The sequence below is a fragment of the Azospirillum sp. P4_B5 genome, assembly GCF_056402275.1.
Genome location: NZ_JBFUHT010000022.1, coordinates 49302 through 64728, shown reverse-complemented (window position 1 = coordinate 64728; position 15427 = coordinate 49302). Strand labels below are relative to the sequence as shown.

The 15427-nt window shown below is 68.0% G+C and carries 12 protein-coding genes; 7 read left to right on the top strand and 5 right to left on the bottom strand.

Annotated elements, in window-relative coordinates; genetic code table 11:
- Positions 1-25 precede the first annotated feature (25 nt).
- The 3 genes from AC1DVI_RS18215 (at position 26) to AC1DVI_RS18205 (ending at position 4713) form a co-directional block, all read left to right on the top strand.
- The gene (locus AC1DVI_RS18215) at positions 26-3244 is read left to right on the top strand and encodes a PAS domain-containing protein (protein WP_476959162.1); all 3219 of its coding nucleotides are present in this window, start codon (positions 26-28) and stop codon (positions 3242-3244) included.
- A 158-nt stretch (positions 3245-3402) separates the two neighbouring features.
- Complete coding sequence (locus AC1DVI_RS18210; protein ID WP_476959161.1) at positions 3403-3591, top strand: hypothetical protein; 189 nt, start codon at positions 3403-3405, stop codon at positions 3589-3591.
- Between the two features lie 156 nt (positions 3592-3747).
- Positions 3748-4713, top strand: coding sequence for a hypothetical protein (locus AC1DVI_RS18205; protein WP_476959160.1), 966 nt, complete (start codon positions 3748-3750; stop codon positions 4711-4713).
- A 25-nt stretch (positions 4714-4738) separates the two neighbouring features.
- On the opposite strand, the gene AC1DVI_RS18200 is transcribed toward AC1DVI_RS18205, so the two are convergent.
- Entirely contained in the window at positions 4739-5353 is a 615-nt protein-coding gene (locus tag AC1DVI_RS18200; protein WP_476959159.1) for a class I SAM-dependent methyltransferase, read from the bottom strand.
- Positions 5354-5500: 147 nt separating this feature from the next.
- Here AC1DVI_RS18200 and AC1DVI_RS18195 point away from each other — a divergent pair, with 147 nt between their 5' ends.
- Positions 5501-5830 carry a hypothetical protein gene (locus tag AC1DVI_RS18195; RefSeq protein WP_149167250.1) on the top strand — a complete coding sequence of 110 codons (330 nt, stop codon included), beginning with the start codon at positions 5501-5503 and terminating at the stop codon, positions 5828-5830.
- 27 nt (positions 5831-5857) lie between these two features.
- Here the strand turns inward: AC1DVI_RS18195 and AC1DVI_RS18190 are convergent, their stop codons facing one another.
- Positions 5858-6187 (bottom strand): hypothetical protein, encoded by a 330-nt coding sequence (locus AC1DVI_RS18190; protein ID WP_149167249.1) that lies wholly within the window; start codon positions 6185-6187, stop codon positions 5858-5860.
- A 125-nt stretch (positions 6188-6312) separates the two neighbouring features.
- Entirely contained in the window at positions 6313-7923 is a 1611-nt protein-coding gene (locus AC1DVI_RS18185; protein ID WP_476959158.1) for a ribonuclease J, read from the bottom strand.
- Positions 7924-8468: 545 nt separating this feature from the next.
- Between AC1DVI_RS18185 and AC1DVI_RS18180 the strand changes: the two genes are divergently transcribed.
- The gene (locus AC1DVI_RS18180; RefSeq protein WP_476959157.1) at positions 8469-9719 is read left to right on the top strand and encodes a BON domain-containing protein; all 1251 of its coding nucleotides are present in this window, start codon (positions 8469-8471) and stop codon (positions 9717-9719) included.
- Positions 9720-9777: 58 nt separating this feature from the next.
- Here the strand turns inward: AC1DVI_RS18180 and AC1DVI_RS18175 are convergent, their stop codons facing one another.
- Positions 9778-11574 (bottom strand): glycoside hydrolase family 15 protein, encoded by a 1797-nt coding sequence (locus AC1DVI_RS18175; RefSeq protein ID WP_476959156.1) that lies wholly within the window; start codon positions 11572-11574, stop codon positions 9778-9780.
- A 185-nt stretch (positions 11575-11759) separates the two neighbouring features.
- On the opposite strand from AC1DVI_RS18175, the gene AC1DVI_RS18170 reads away from it, so the two are divergent.
- Together AC1DVI_RS18170 and AC1DVI_RS18165 are read left to right on the top strand one after the other, a co-directional pair.
- Positions 11760-13265, top strand: coding sequence for a right-handed parallel beta-helix repeat-containing protein (locus AC1DVI_RS18170; protein ID WP_476959155.1), 1506 nt, complete (start codon positions 11760-11762; stop codon positions 13263-13265).
- Positions 13266-13618: 353 nt separating this feature from the next.
- Positions 13619-14491: a LuxR C-terminal-related transcriptional regulator gene (locus tag AC1DVI_RS18165; protein ID WP_476959154.1), complete on the top strand. Its 873-nt coding sequence runs from the start codon at positions 13619-13621 to the stop codon at positions 14489-14491.
- A gap of 60 nt (positions 14492-14551) precedes the next feature.
- Here AC1DVI_RS18165 and AC1DVI_RS18160 read toward each other — a convergent pair whose 3' ends face one another.
- Positions 14552-15334, bottom strand: coding sequence for a LuxR C-terminal-related transcriptional regulator (locus tag AC1DVI_RS18160; RefSeq protein ID WP_476959153.1), 783 nt, complete (start codon positions 15332-15334; stop codon positions 14552-14554).
- Between the last annotated feature and the right edge of the window lie 93 nt (positions 15335-15427).

Genomic DNA, 15427 nt, shown 5'->3' with positions numbered 1-15427 from the left:
AGAAGGGTGGAGTAAGGAGATACGGGTGAAGACCAACGAGCCGGACCAGCGGCCTGGATGGTCGGCGCGTCGGTTGTCGATTCTTTTCCTTTTGGTTGCGTTACCGCTGGTCGCCTTCGAGGTGTACAACATCCTTGAATTGCGCAAGTCGCGTGAAACAGAAATCCGCCTGGAGTCGATGCAGCTTTTGGATCAGGTCGAGTCCGAACAGAAGCGCATCGCCGACGACATCGAACACGTTTTGGTTGCTCTTACCGAGATGGGCATAGGACGGCTGTCCCCAGCGGCCTGCCAGGAAACGCTTCTTCGGATCAAGGCAAAGTTTCCCCCATATCTGGCGGTGAGCATCAGCAACCGGTCCGGAACCATCTGGTGCTCCACCGAACCTCGGGCACGTGGCCTGTCGGTCGCCGACCGCAGCTATTGGCAGGAGGCACTGACCACCGGAGAACAGACCAACGGGGCCACCCTGACCTCCCGCACCACGGGGCGCCCCTCCATTCCCTTCGCTCTCGCCTACAAGGACGAGAACGGAGTTCCGGCCGGGGTGGCGACGGTGCTCCTCGACACCACTTGGCTGAATCTGTTCCTTCGCGAGAAGAGCCTGCCGGACAACGCGGAGGTGGTGATCGCCGACCGCTCCGGCATCGTCCTGGCGCACCAGCCCGAAACGCCGGACACCGTCGGCAGGCCGCTGCACACGCCCTATCAGGCTCTGCTGGAACGGGGCGAGCGGCGTGTGATCGAAACGCCCGGGCCGGAGGGCCGGATGCGGATCACGGCGGTGTCGCCGCTGGCCGCCGGCGTCCCTAACCTCTACGTCCATGTCAGCCTGGACAAGGACGAATCCATGCGGCCGGTCAACGCGGCGGCCCGGCGCACGCTCATGATCTTCGCCGGGCTTTTCCTGTTCGCCGGGCTGACCGCCGGCTGGAGCCTGTGGCGCTTCCTGCGCGCGCATGAGCTGGCGCGCAGCAACGCGTTGCGCATGGCGGCGGTGCTCGGAAGCACGGTGGATGGCGTGATCGAACTGGACCGCGATTGGCGCTTCACCTCCCTGAACGACAAGGCGGTCACCCTGATCGCCCAGGGCCGCGACCTGCGCGGACGATCGCTGTGGGATGCCTTTCCGGAGTTGGTCGACACGCCGCTGTGGCACAAGGCTCATCAGGCGATGGTCGAGCAGGTGCCCACCGACGCCGAGTTCCGAGGCATGCGCACCGGGCGCTGGTTCTGGATGCGGGCCTTTCCCCACGCGGACGGCATGTCGGTCTATCTTCTCGACATCACCCGGCGCCGTCAGGCCGAGGACGATCTGCGCAAGAGCAAGGACCGGCTGAGCCTCGCCCTGGAATCGGCCATGGCGGGCTCCTTCGATTGGGATCTGACGACCAACAAGGGGCATTGGTCGGAGGAAACCTACCGCATCTTCGGCCTCGATCCCGCCGTGCACGGATCGACGAGCGCCGTGTGGCGGTCGGTGGTCCACCCCGACGACTTCGACATCGCCACCCTGAAGGCGCAATCGGACATCCTCTCCAAACAGCAGACCTACGTCCAGCTGGAATACCGGATCGTCCAACCGGGCGGCGCCATCCGCTGGGTCTCGTCGATCGGGCGCGTCAATTATGGTCCGGACGGCACACCGCTGCATTTCAGCGGCCTGAACCTCGACATCACCGAGCGCAAGGCGCTGGAGGAGGCGCTGCGCCGCAGCGAGGAGCGGCTGACCATCGCGCTGGCGGCATCGGAGGCCGGGATCTGGGATTTCGACCAGCGCGACCGCACGCTGGCCTGGTCGGATGGCATGTACCGGCTGTACGGCGTCACTCCGGACAGCTTCAAGCCCGGCGAGGACAGCTTCTTCGCGCTGGTGCACCCGGCGGATCGGGACTCGGTGCGCCGGTTCACGAAGGACGTGCTGGAGGCCCGGCGCTCCGACTACCGCGGGGAGTTCCGCATCCTCCATCCGCGCGACGGGGTGCGCTGGATCATGGCGATCGGGCGCCCCGTCTACGACAACGGGCGCCTGGTCCGGCTCTGCGGCTTGAACATCGACATCACCGGGCGCAAGGCGATGGAGGAGGCCCTGCGCGACGCCAAGGCCAAGGCCGACGAGGCCAACATCTCCAAGTCGAAGTTCCTGGCCGCGGCCAGCCACGACTTGCGGCAGCCGCTGCAATCCGCCCTGCTGTTCGCCGGGGTCCTGCACCATCATGTCGACCCCGACAAGGGGCGCCCCCCGCTGGCCTCGCTGGAACGCGCGCTGGAGACGCTGAAGAACCTTCTCGACAGTCTGCTCGACGTGTCCCGCCTGGATGCCGGCGTCATCACCCCGCAGATCGGCACCGTGCCCCTGTGCCCGATGCTGGAGGAGATCGAGGCCGCCTACGTCCCCATCGCCGCCAGCAAAGGGCTGGAGTTCTCCGTCGTCCAACCCGCTCCCGATCTGGCGGTGCGCAGCGACCGGCTGCTGCTCGGCCGGATGCTCCGCAATCTGGTGGAGAACGCCATCCGCTACACCGAGGCGGGCTTTGTCCGCGTGTCCTGCCAAGCCCGGGACGGCACGGTCCGCATCACCGTGCAGGACAGCGGCATCGGCATCTCGGCGGAGCAACAAACCAAGGTTTTCGAAGAGTTCCATCAGGTCGGCAACCCGGAACGCGACCGCAGCCAGGGGCTCGGCCTGGGGCTGGCCATCGTGAAGCGGCTGTCCCGGCTGCTGAACCATCCGGTATCGGTTCGCTCCGAACCGGGCCATGGCTCGGTCTTCTCCATCGAGGCGCCGCGCACCACCGCTCCAGCCGTCCCCCTACCTGCTCCGGAAGCCGAGACCACCCCGACCGGCGACGGCCGGCTGGCCGTTCTGATCGAGGACGACGTGATCGTCTTGTTGGGTCTGCGGACCATCTTCCAGGAATGGGGATACGAGGTGGCCGTCGCCGGCTCCGCGGAACAGGCGCTGGAGCGACTGCGCGGATTGGACCGCCGCCCGGACCTGATCATCGCCGATTACCGGCTGCGCAACGGCCGGATCGGAACGGAAGCCATTGCGCAAATCCGCGGGCTGGTCGGATCGCCGGTTCCGGCGATCATCCTGACCGGCGAGATCGGCACCGACTGCGACCGCGACGCGGCGGCGCTCGGGCTGGCCGTGGTGCGCAAGCCGGTCACGCCGCGGCAGCTTCAAAGCGCCATCCAGGATCTTCTGAACCACGATCCGTTGAGCCGGACCGGCGACTGAGCCCCCTCCCGGCCAGGGGCTGTACAGCGGACGCGGCGGACAAAAAGCGGACCCGCCTTGACGGGGCAGTGGCGCTGCCCCATATTGTGCACTGCAACATAACGATAAGCCCTTTCCCGAGGGGGAGACGCCTTCTCATTCCTTTGAGGAGGTCCCTTATGAACACGCCTTCGCACTTCGCTTCCGCCCTTCCCTCCGAACGCGACCTGCAGATCATCCGCCGCAAGGCCGCGCGGATGCGTGCCGACCATCTCCGGTCCCTGCTGGGCCGGCTGGCCGCGTTTCTGAAAGGGCGGACGGCCGATCTTGATCCCCACCGCCTGGATGGCGGCCGGGCCGCCGGCTGACGCCGGACGGGCCGCATTTTTCCCTGACACATCGGCAGTAACGCCACGCCGCGCCCGGCAGACCCGTCTGCAAAGCGCGGCGGCTGGTCTTGCCCGGCGGCGGTCCGCGACAGCGGCGCCGCGCGGGCCGGTTGTTCATTGGTTGGAGTCTTTGACATGCAGAAACGAGCGGTCGCCCTGGGCGGCTTCGGTGGGTTCAACCTGCACGGCGCGGGCGTGCTGACGGCGCTCGACCGCCTGGAGCGGATGCCCGACCTGTTCACGGTGACCTCCGGGCAGATCGTCGTGCTGGCCGCCTGGCTGCGCGGCGAGGACGTGCGCCGCCTGCTTCTCGAACACAAGGGGGCGTCCGGCGGGCTGCTCCAGGCCTGGCAGACCGCCATGTTCGGGCACAAGGGCGTGTTCCGCCCGGTGCTGGGCGAGCACGCGCGGCGCTGGCTGGATGTTCCGCTGTCGCCCTCGGCGGTGCTGGAGCGGCTGATGCCGGCCCGCCAATACGCCCCGGTGCGCGACCGCGACACCGTGGCCGAGATCGCCCGCACCCTGAACGAGGCCGAGGTCGGCGTCGTCTTCAACACCTACGATTTCCGCTCCGGCAACGGGCTGCTTCACGGCAACCCCGCCGCCCGGCGCCTGATGGCCGGGGAGGTCGGGCTTGAGGACATCACCGCGGAAGCGGTGGAAAGCGCCCTCTGGCTGTATCTCTACGGCTTCGAGGAGGCCCCCGGCGGGCTGATCGACGGTGCCTATCACCGCAGCATCATCCTGTCGGAGCTGCATGGCTTCGACGAGGTGACGGTGGCCGCTCCCTTCCCCGTCTCCTGGATCGGGCCGGTGCCGCGCAACCAGTTGGAGGTGGAGAACTGGAAGATCCGCCAGTGGTTCGCCAACTCCTACAAGGCGGAGGTCGCGCGGCTGCGCCGGGTGATCGAGCTGATGGAGCGCGGCACGCTGAACGACCCGGCCTACCGCATCCGCTCGCTGACCGAGCTGCCGCTGCGCCGTCATTACGGCTACTTCGACTATTTCACCGAGAAGGCAGAGGTGTTCGACGACGCACTCGCCCAGGCGCTCGACCATTTCGGCGGCGGCCCGGCCCACGAGCAACGGCGCGCCGGCTGATCGGCCGAGGGAAAGGCCCGGCGGCTCAGCCCGCGCGGGCCTCCACCAGCTTCACACAGTCGCCCAACACGAAGCGGCTGTCCACCGCCCCCATGCCGGCCTGCGGCAAATGGGCCTCGTAGCCGGCGGTGTAGCGGGCGCCAAAGGCGAAGCTCAGCCAGGGTGACACCACGCGCATCCACAGCCGGGCCGCCGAGCGCTCCGACTGGGTGTAGTCGAGGATGCGCAGCGTCCCCTCCGGCTTCAGGATGCGCCGCATCTCGGCCAGAACCGGCACCTGAAGCTCCTCCGGCAGGACGCAGAAGACGAAGGTCGCCACCACATGGTCGAAATGGCCGTCGGGAAAGCCGGTGGCGGCCAGATCCAGCACTTGGAAGCCCACCGCCCGTCCCAGCTTGTCCGCCCGCCTGGCGGCGCGGGCCAGCATGGCCGGGCTGGCGTCCACCGCGGTCACGCGGGCGGCGGCGGGGTAGAAGGGAATGTTGCAGCCAGTGCCCGCACCGGCGTCGAGGATGCGCCCGGACAGGCCACGGAAGGTGCTTCGCCGCAGGCGCCGCTTCCACATCACCTCATAACCGAAATCCAGCGCGTCGTAGAGCGGGGCGATGCGTTCGTAGGTGCGCACATAGCCGGTCTGCATGGTTGGAGACTCCCCCGAAGCGGCCGGCTCGCACCGTGAGCGCGGAGGGCCGGAAGCGCGTTTCGCCTGTTCTTCCTTTCATAGCAGGCGAATGTGACGGATCATCGCGCCTGGGCTCCAAAGCCCGACACACTGAATGGAGATGGCATGGATGCGCTGAACCCGGCGGCGGAGGCCCGCCGTCAGGCCGGACTGGAAATCCAGGCGCTGGCCGAGGATTTCGAACAGAGCGACGAGGCGGCCTTCCTGCGGATGCGCATCATCGGCGGGGTGGTGGCGGGGGTGGTGACGCTGGTCCTGCTGGTTCTGCTGACCGCGGGGGCGGACTGGCGCTACCTGTTCGGCTTCTGGGTGGTGATCGTCGGCTTCATCGGGATCGGCTACGCCGTGTCGGTCTACCGCCAGCGGCAGCAGACCGCGCGGCTGCGCGCCCTGGCGACCCGCTGGCTGAGCGGCGGAACCGTCCCGCCAGTTTGAGAGAAGGGTTCTGAGAGAAGGGTGGAATCAGGAGGCGCGCGAACCGCGGCGCTTGCGGCGGCGCTGGAAATTCTGGATGCGCTCGATCACTTCGCCCATGTCCGCCGCCTCCTCCACCTCGCCGAGATGCAGGAGGACGCGGATGTAGGTGTCGATCAGGCCGAGGACGGCCTCCTCGTCGGTCACGCCGTAGGCCGCCTGGCCCAGGGCATCGACGATCAGGGTCCCGCTGTCGGCCAGCGCCTCGGCCACCTCGTTGATGGCGCGGTCGAGGGCGGTGTCGTCCCCGTCCGGCGCTTCCAGCACCGGGTCGAGGATGTCGGGAAAGGAAAGCCGGTCGGCGGGATAGCCAGCCATTGGCAACTCTCCAAGAAAAAACAGGGCCGTGAGCCGGCCCCTGGTGCGCGCGAACGGAGGGCGGGTGTCCCCCTTCTGGTGATTCGTGGCCCTATGAAACGTGACGGTGGGGAAGGATGGCCGCGTCAGGCGGCCATCGATTCCATGGCTTCGGCCAGGGCGTCCGCATCCTCCGCAACGGGCAGGCCCGTCCAGGGGATCAGTTCCCGCCCGGTGTTGGCGAGGCGCTTGGCCTCCATATGGCCGATCACCGCAGTGCCTTCCCGCGCGATCCGCAGGATATCACCGTCCTCCGGAACCAGAGCCCGCTCCACGCCGCAGGCGCGGGCGAGACGGGCGTGGGCCTCCAGATGCTCGATGGTGCCGTGCACCGGCACGGAGAAGCGCGGGCGGATCAGGTCGTACATGCGGATCAGGTCGTCCCGCTTCGGGTGGCCCGACACATGCACCGGCGCGTCGGCGGGAGTCACCACCGTCACGCCCTTGGCCTTCAGATGGTCCTGCACATCGGCCAGCACCACCTCGTTGCCGGGGATGGCGCGGGCGGAGAAGATCACCGTGTCGCCGCTCTCCAGCCACAGCTCGCGGTGGCCGTCGCGGGCCAGCCGGCTGAGGGCCGCCCGCTCCTCGCCCTGGCTGCCGGTGCACAGGAACACGAGATTCCGGCGCGGCGTCCAAGAGGCCTCCATGATGGAGATGAACTCCGGAGCCTTCTCCAGGTACCCGCTGGCGCGGGCCGCCTTCTCCATGCGCAGCATCGACCGGCCGACCAGCACCACCTTGCGGTCGTGGGCGGCCGCGGCCTCGGCCACCGCCTGCATGCGGGCGACGTTGGACGCGAAACCGGTCACCGCGATGGCGCCCTTGCGTCCGGCGAAGGCCTCGATCAGGCCGGCGCGGGCGTCCGCCTCCGACCCCGTGGTGCCGTCGACGTTGGCGTTGGTGCTGTCGCACATCATCGCCAGAACGCCGCGGTCGCCCAGACGCTTCAGCGCGTCCAGGTCCATGGTCGGTCCGACCAGCGGGTGCGGGTCGAACTTCCAGTCGCCGGTGTGCAGGACCGTGCCGGCCTTGGTGTGGATCGCCACCGAAACCGGCTCGGGGATCGAGTGGGTGACGGTGATGGTCTCGATACCGAAGGGACCGATCTCGAAGGAGGCGCCCGGCTCGAACACCCGGATGCGGGCGTGGCGCAGGCCGCCGGACTCCTTCAGCCGTTCACGGATCACGTGCGCGGCGAAGGGAGTCGCGTAGATCGGGCATTCCAGCCCCGGCCACAGGTGGTGGATGGCGCCGATATGGTCTTCGTGGGCGTGGGTGACGACCAGCCCGACCACCTCGTCCATCCGCTCCTCGATGAAGGAGGGGTCGGCCATCAGGCTGTCGACGCCCGGCGCCTCGTCGCCCATGAAGGCGACGCCGGCGTCCACGATCAGCCATTTCCCGGCATGGCCGTAGAGGGCCATGTTCATGCCGATGCGCGAGCAGCCGCCGAGCGGGATGAACAGAATTTCGTCGTTGCCCGGCACCGGGCCGGGAACCGGCGCACCCGGCGGGCGGGTCGCCTTTGGGCGCTCGTAGGGCTTGGGGTTTTGGTTCTTCTGGAAACGCGGGCCGCCGGACTTGCCGCTGCGCACATCGCCAACAATCGTGTTCGGGCGGTTGCCGCCAAAATTCGAGTTCGGGCGGTTGCCGCCCTTGGGCGCCGCGCGGCGGCGCTTGTTATCAAACGTCATACGTCCTTCTTGCTTCACAACATCTCAGCCGGCATTCAACGCTGCCGGACGGGCGTGCATCGCGTGTCGATGCGGATCTCGGGGGTCTCCCCGGCCATCGGCGGCGCCAGGACCATGGGGATGGGTCGAGGCAGCCGGCCGAACCGGCCAGGGAGAGCGGTGTTCGAGCCAGTAATCCAGATGGCGACGCCGGTCAACCGCTGAATCACGACCCGGAAGGGGGTTCGCCGGTCGGTCACCCGAAAGTTACGGCCATCCGCCGGCGATGTTGCACATATGTTTCCTTCGCCGCGGCGTTCAAGGGGGGCGCCTTCGCCTGATTCCCTGCGGCCTCCACGCGACGCGCCGGCCGAGCGCATGAATGCTGGAATTGCGGGCGCTCGCGGGCTCCCGAGGGCGCTCCGGTTGGCTGGCCTGTGCGGGGCGCATGGCAAAGACGTGACCAATGGCATGGCAAAGCCACCGCCGGTCCGCGATCCTTCGCCACCTCCCCTGTTGTTTGCGGACGCCCGGCGAACGGGCACCGTCCAAATGGGGAGTATCCCATGTCCGACTATGAATCCAGGTGGAGGAACGACCAGGGCACCCGCCGCGACGACGACCGGTGGGAGCGCGACCGCGAGCGCGGCGAAGGCCGTGAGTGGAGCGCCGGTTCATACCAGAACCGTGGCCAGAACCGTGGCCGTGACGAGTTCGGTCAATCGAATTGGGGTCAATCCGGATCGGGCCAGTCCGGCCGCTCCGGCATGATGGGCGGCGGCGGCCGCCAGCCCGGATACGGCTATGAGGGCCAGGGCCGCGAAGGCTTCGACTACGGCCGCGACTATTGGCGCCAGCAGGAAGGCCGGGGCGATTATGGCCAGGGTTCCTATGGCCAAGGCTCCGGCAATCGCGACTATGGCCGCGATTACGGGGCGCGCGGTTCCTACGGCCAGGGCCAACGCGACTGGCGCTCCCGCGAGGATCGTCAGAGCTACGAGGACCGTGGCGACTACGGCCAGGACTTCGGCTACCGCGGCGGCTTCGGGCGTTCCGATTACGGCAGCGGAGCCTATGGCGGCCGTGATTACGGCAGCCGCGACTATGGCGGCATGGATTACGGGTCGCGCGGCACCGGGAATCGTGACTACAGCAGCCGCGACTACGGCAACCGCGACTATGGCCGGATGGGCTATGGCGGCGGCAGCGGCTACAGCCGCAACGAGGAGCGCGGATTTTTCGAGCGGGCGGGCGACGAGATGGCCTCCTGGTTCGGCGACGAGGACGCGGAACGACGACGCCGCATGGACGCCCGCAACGACGATCCCGGCGCCCAGCACCACCGGGGGCGCGGCCCGCGCGGCTATACCCGCTCCGATGACCGCATCCGCGAGGATGTGAACGACCGGCTGACCGACGATCCCTACATCGACGCGTCGGAGATCGACGTGACCGTCAGCAATTGCGAGGTCACGTTGAGCGGCAGCGTGGACGACCGCCGGACCAAACGCCGCGCCGAAGACATGGCCGAGACCATATCCGGCGTCCGCCACGTGCAGAACAACCTGCGCGTCCGCGAGCGGACGTTCGGCGGCACCGGCACCACCGCCGGAGCATCGGCCATGGCCGGGCTCGGCACCACCGGGTCATCGAACACCGGGATCGGCGGCACGGGGATGAGCGGGTCCGGAACAAGCTCCTCCGGAACCTCCGGCACGTCCGGCACCGGCATGTCCGGCACTGGGATGAGCGGAACAACGGACAGCACCAGCCGCACCAGCACCACCGGCACCACCACGGGCAGCACCAGCCGCTGACCGTGCCAAACACGCCCCTCCCGCCCCCGTCGGCGGGAGGGGCTTTCCTTGTCCGCCGTCAGTCCCCGTCCTTGCGCTGCTCCGCCGGCTTCTCCGCACGGGTCAGGTTGAAGGCGGTGTTGATGAGCGCGATGTGCGAGAAGGCCTGCGGGAAGTTGCCGACCAGCCGCTTCGCCGTCGTGTCGTACTCCTCCGACAGCAGGCCCAGATCGTTGCGCAGGGCGAGCAGCCTGTTGAACAACTCCTCGGCCTCCGCCTGACGCCCTTGCAGCACATAGACGTCGGCCAGCCAGAAGGAGCAGGCCAGGAACACCCCCTCCCCGTCGGGAAGCCCGTCGTCGGTCCTTTCCGTCCGGTAGCGCATGACGAGGCCATCCTGCATCAGTTCCTGTTCGATGGCGGCGACGGTGCCCCGGATGCGGGGATCGTCCACCGGCAGGAAGCCGAGCATCGGCAACATCAGCAGCGCCGCGTCGACGTGGCTGGCTCCGTAATATTGGACGAAACTGTTCCGCTCCTTCGAATAGCCGTTGGCGCAGACGTCCTCGCATATGGCCTGCCGCAGCGCCTTCCAGCGGTCCAGCGGCGCATCCAGGCCGAACCTCTCCGCGCTCTTCACCATGCGGTCCACGGCGACCCAGGCCATCACCTTGGAATGGGTGAAATGCCGCGCCCCGCCGCGCACCTCCCAGATGCCCTCGTCGGGCTGGTCCCACACCGATTCCATGTGGTCGAGCAAGGCGCACTGCACGCGCCAGGCTTCCGGCTGGATCTCGATGCCGCGCATCCGCGCCTGATGCGCCGCGTCCATCATCTCGCCATAGACGTCGAGCTGGAGCTGGGGGGCCGCGGCGTTGCCGACGCGGACCGGGCTCGCCCCCTCGTAGCCCGGCAACCAGGGCACTTCCCATTCCAGCAGGCGGCGCTCCCCGGCGATGCCGTACATGATCTGGATCTGCTGCGGGCTGCCGGCGATGGTGCGCAGGCCCCAGTCGCGCCAGTCGCGCGCCTCCTGCAGATAGCCGGCGTTCATCAGCGCCAGCAGGGTGAGGGTGGCGTCGCGCAGCCAGCAATAGCGGTAGTCCCAGTTCCGCACCCCGCCGAGCTGTTCGGGAAGGGAGGTCGTCGGCGCCGCGACGATGCCGCCGGTGGGGCGGTAGGTCAGCGCCTTCAGCGTGACCAGCGAGCGCATCACCGCGTCCCGCCAAGGGCCGCTGTAGGCGCAACGCCCGCTCCACTCCTGCCAGAAATGGTCGGTTTCCGCCAGCGCCTGTTCGGCATCGACCGGTTGCGGCAGCGGCAGGTGCGAGGGGCAATAGGTCATCACGAAGCTGATGCTCTCGCCCTCCGCGACGGTGAAGTCGGCGACGGTGCTCAGATCCTCGCCGTGGATCGGGGCGCTGGTGTGCAGGACGACCATGTCCGGCCCGGCGATGGCGCGCAGGGTGTGCGGGGCGATCCGCGTCACCCACGGCACGACGTGCCCGTAGCCGAAGCGCAGGGTCAGGTCCATCCGCATGGCGACACGCCCGCGCCGCCCGCGCAGGATGCGCACGATGTCGGACGCCTCGCCGCGCGGCGGCATGAAGTCGATCATGGTGACGGCACCCTCCGCCGTCTCGAACTCCGTTTCCAGGATCAGGCTGTCGCCGCGGTAGCGCCGGGTCGTGCGGGCGTCGGGATCGCTCGGGCGCAGCAGCCAGCGCCCGTTCTCGGGCGTGCCCAGCAGGGCTGCGAAGCAGGCATCGGAATCGAAGCGCGGCCAACACAGCCAGTCGATGGAACCTTCGGCGGACAGAAGGGCTGCGGTCTCGCAGTCTCCCAGAAGGGCGTAATCCTCGATGCGGGAGGCCATGACACGCTCTCGAACGATTGGGGGGTGCCTTTGGGCAACGGCCGGTGGCCGCTCCGGTTCCCTCTGGTCAAGACCCGACGCCGACGAAGGTCGATCATCCGGTTTGACGATTCTGGCAGGCGGACCCGCGTGGTAGCGTTTTCGCCCGCCGCCCCGTCACCGCAGGACGACGCATCGAGGCCACCATGGAATCCGGACGCGCCAAGTCCCGGCGGCATGCCGCCCGCCCTGCCCGCCTCGCGGCGGCGGCCCTCCTTCTTGCCGGCCTTCCGATGACGGCGACGGGGGCGGAGCCTCCCACCGTCTCCCTGCGGCCGGGCGCCGACGTCCAGGCGGCGGTGGACCGTCATCCCCCTGGCACGCGCTTCCGGCTGGAAGCCGGTGTCCACCGCCTGCACTCCATCGTGCCGAAGGACCGCAACCTGTTCGAGGGCGCCCCCGGCGCGGTGCTGAGCGGAGCGCGACGGCTCACCGCCTTCGTCCGACGCGGCCCCGTCTGGGTGGCCCGCGGGCAGACGCAGGAGGGCCGGGTCAACGCGGCGGAGTTCTGCCGCTCCGGCTTTCCCCGCTGCGCCCGCCCGGAGGATCTGTTCATCGACGACGCGCCGATGCTCCATGTCGGCAGCCGGTCCGCCGTCGGGCCGGGGCGCTGGTTCTTCGACTACGACGCCGACGAAATCGTGATCGGCGACGATCCCACCGGTCGGACCGTGGAAACCAGCGTCACCCCACGCGCCTTCGGCGGCACGGCGTCGGGCGTCGTCATCCAGGCGCTGACCATCGAGAAATACGCCGCCCCCATCCAGGCCGCCGCCGTGGACGCGGAGTTCGGCCCCGGCTGGACCATCCGGAACACCGTCCTGCGCCTGAACCATGGCGTCGGCGTCAACGCCGGCAACGGCAGCCGCATCCTCGACAACCGCATCCTCGACAACGGCCACGCCGGCTTTTCCGGGTCGGGGACGGATTTCCTGATCGCCGGCAACGAGATCGCCCGCAACGGCTACGCCGGCGTCGATTTCCATTGGGAGGGCGGCGGCGGCAAGGTCACCGAATCCGGAGGCGGCGGGATCATCCGCGGCAACTGCGTCCACGACAATGTGGGCGCCGGGATCTGGGCCGACATCGACGTGCACCGGCTGGTGATCGAGGACAATCTGGTCTTCGGCAACGCCGACAACGGCATCACCTACGAGATCAGCTACGACGGGGTGATCCGCAACAACCGGGTCGCCGACAACGGGCAGCGCGGCCAGGGCTGGTTCTGGGGCGCCCAGATCCTGATTTCCAGCGCCCAGGGCGTGAAGGTCTACGGCAACGACGTCGATGTGCCGGGCGGCTACGGCAACGCGGTGACGGTGGTGTCCCAGGACCGCGCGCCCTACACCCCCGCCGTCGGCAACGAGATCTTCGACAACCGCATCGTCATCCGCAACGCCAACGCGCGCGTCGGCGCCGTCACCGACGTCGACGCCGACAACGCGGTGGTCGCCGCCGGCAACCGGCTTTACGGCAACCGCTATCATCTGGCGGATCCGGGAGAGCGCGTCTGGTTCTGGAACGACGCGGAGGCCGACTGGAACGCCATCCGCGCCCAGGGACAGGAAACGGGAAGCGTCGTCCACCTCGGCATTCCCCAGAAGATGGCGCTGACCTGCCCCTCCGTGGCCCACACGGATACAACGCGATGAAACACCCTCCGCCCATTCCTCCCTGAGAATAGATATCGCTTGTCCCGACAAGCAAAGGTTTCAAGATTACTGTTACAGCTTTGAAAAAATTACTAATTTGGGGGTACTTTGCGGATATCTGCGCACAGTATTACGTTCTTGTTTGCGATTGACGGTCAAAATTGGTTGCTATGTTATAGGCCCTAAGCGGTCGCACAGACCTCTTGCAGCATCGCCTTCCCGCTTGATCCGGTTCATTTGATCGAATAGGGCCAAAGTCTTCGCTCCGGTAATGTCGGCGGCGACGTTGGCGGCGATCCCGGGCGGTTCCACGGGTGGGCGTGTCCATGGCGTGTGGCTGAGGGAGATTTTGTATGTTGCCGTGCAAAGACGGAGCGCGCCTGCCCAACGCCTTCCGCCACGCCCCATCGGCCACATCCTTCACGTCCAATCACATCCTGGCGGCCACTCGCTTGACCGCCGCCCCGATGAACGACCCCGGTTCGTTCGGGTCCTATTACCGGATGTCCGGGGGGACGCGGCCCCTGGGGGAGGGCCAGATCGTCACGGCCATCCTGCACGACGAAACGCCGCTGACGCGGGAAAGCCTGTCCACCAGCCTGAACCTGTGCGGACGGGGGGTTCGGGTTTTGACGGCGGCATCCCTGGCCGACCTGGAAAGCGTGGTGCGGCGGGACGATTCACCGGACGTCGCGCTGGCCAATTTCAGCGGGCGGCTCGCCTCCGATCCGGATTTCCGGCCGAGGCTGGCCGAGCTTCTGGATGTGCTGGACGGCATCCCGCTGATCATGCTGTCGGATTCCGACGAGACGGCGACTGCGCTGGAGGCCATCCGCCAGGGCGCGCACGGCTACATCTCCACGACCGTCGGCCTGGCCATGGCGCTGGAGGCGATCCGGCTGGTCGCCGCGGGCGGCATCTTCATTCCGGCAACCATCCTGCACCGGCTGATCTTGGACCAGGGCACGGTGGCGGACCCGCTGCTGCACGCCGCGTTATCCGTCCCGGCGCCCGTGGTCAACGGCAAGCCGCACCTGGCCCAACTGACCCCGCGCCAGCTCGCCGTCCTGGAATGCCTTCAGGAGGGCAAGCCGAACAAGGTCATCGCCCACGAGTTGGGGATGCGGGAAAGCACCGTCAAAGTGCATGTGAGGAATATCCTGCGGCGGCTCGGCGCCACCAACCGGACGGAAGCGGTGTGCCGCGTCATGCGCGAGGAGAACTGAGCGCAACGCGCAAGAACGGCGCGGGCGGGTCCCGCACCGTTCCGTCACGGCACCGATCGATCAGGGCTGGTTCGTCTCCAGCACCGCGCCACGGGACAGATGGGCGTGCGCCATGAAGGCGGCTTCCGTCCGGTTGGTGGCACCCAGCTTCTTCAGCACATTGCGCACATGGGCCTTGGCGGTGTTCTCGCACATGCCCAGCATGTAGGCGATGAGCTTGTTCGACTTGCCCTCGCGCATGCAGGTCAGCACGGCCATTTCCCGCGGGGTCAGTCCGCCGATCCGGTCGGTCACCGGCACGGCGGCGCCCGGCGGCGGGGTCTGCGGAACCGCAACGCCGCCCGGCGCCGGCGCGATCAGCGATTGCAGCGACGTGGCCGGCACGAACGTGCCGCCGGCGGCGACCAGCCGGATCGCCTCCAGCATGACCCCCAGCCCGAGGCTGGGCACGATGTAGCCGCGCACGCCGAGGCGCAGGCTCTCCAGGATCATCCCGCCATCATCGCGGTCCGAGATGATCACCAGCGGCACCGGCAGACAGGCCGATACGGCGTCACGGATGGCCGCGCACAGGACGTCGTTCAGCCCAATCCGCGCACCGATGTTGCACAGCACGACCTCCGTCCGCCCGTCCCGCGCCAGGATACCGGCGGCGTCCTTCAGCGAGGCCACCGACCGCACGGTCATGTCCTGGCACAGCGTGCCGAGGCCGAGCGAAAAGCAATCCCGAGTCAGGCTGTTCGGGTCCACCAGGACCACGTCGATCCCTGGGGCGATGCCTGGAGCGATCCCTGGGGCGATGCCTGGGGCGATCCTTACTTTCTGCTTGATTTCCGTCGTCATCCGCTCCCCCTTTCGATCAAACACCAAGTCTTCTCACCTTGTCAGACCATGGCGGCGAGCCTTTGCCCGCCACCGCCGGTGAGAGAATTTTCA

What these genes read in the sequence shown, in the direction of transcription:
- AC1DVI_RS18195 (WP_149167250.1), top strand. Translation starts at nt 5,501, where the DNA reads ATGGATGCGCTGAACCCGGCGGCGGAGGCCCGCCGTCAGGCCGGACTG.
- AC1DVI_RS18205 (WP_476959160.1), top strand. Translation starts at nt 3,748, where the DNA reads ATGCAGAAACGAGCGGTCGCCCTGGGCGGCTTCGGTGGGTTCAACCTG.
- AC1DVI_RS18185 (WP_476959158.1), bottom strand. Translation starts at nt 7,923, where the DNA reads ATGACGTTTGATAACAAGCGCCGCCGCGCGGCGCCCAAGGGCGGCAAC.
- AC1DVI_RS18190 (WP_149167249.1), bottom strand. Translation starts at nt 6,187, where the DNA reads ATGGCTGGCTATCCCGCCGACCGGCTTTCCTTTCCCGACATCCTCGAC.
- AC1DVI_RS18180 (WP_476959157.1), top strand. Translation starts at nt 8,469, where the DNA reads ATGTCCGACTATGAATCCAGGTGGAGGAACGACCAGGGCACCCGCCGC.
- AC1DVI_RS18175 (WP_476959156.1), bottom strand. Translation starts at nt 11,574, where the DNA reads ATGGCCTCCCGCATCGAGGATTACGCCCTTCTGGGAGACTGCGAGACC.
- AC1DVI_RS18160 (WP_476959153.1), bottom strand. Translation starts at nt 15,334, where the DNA reads ATGACGACGGAAATCAAGCAGAAAGTAAGGATCGCCCCAGGCATCGCC.
- AC1DVI_RS18165 (WP_476959154.1), top strand. Translation starts at nt 13,619, where the DNA reads ATGTTGCCGTGCAAAGACGGAGCGCGCCTGCCCAACGCCTTCCGCCAC.
- AC1DVI_RS18200 (WP_476959159.1), bottom strand. Translation starts at nt 5,353, where the DNA reads ATGCAGACCGGCTATGTGCGCACCTACGAACGCATCGCCCCGCTCTAC.
- AC1DVI_RS18170 (WP_476959155.1), top strand. Translation starts at nt 11,760, where the DNA reads ATGGAATCCGGACGCGCCAAGTCCCGGCGGCATGCCGCCCGCCCTGCC.
- AC1DVI_RS18210 (WP_476959161.1), top strand. Translation starts at nt 3,403, where the DNA reads ATGAACACGCCTTCGCACTTCGCTTCCGCCCTTCCCTCCGAACGCGAC.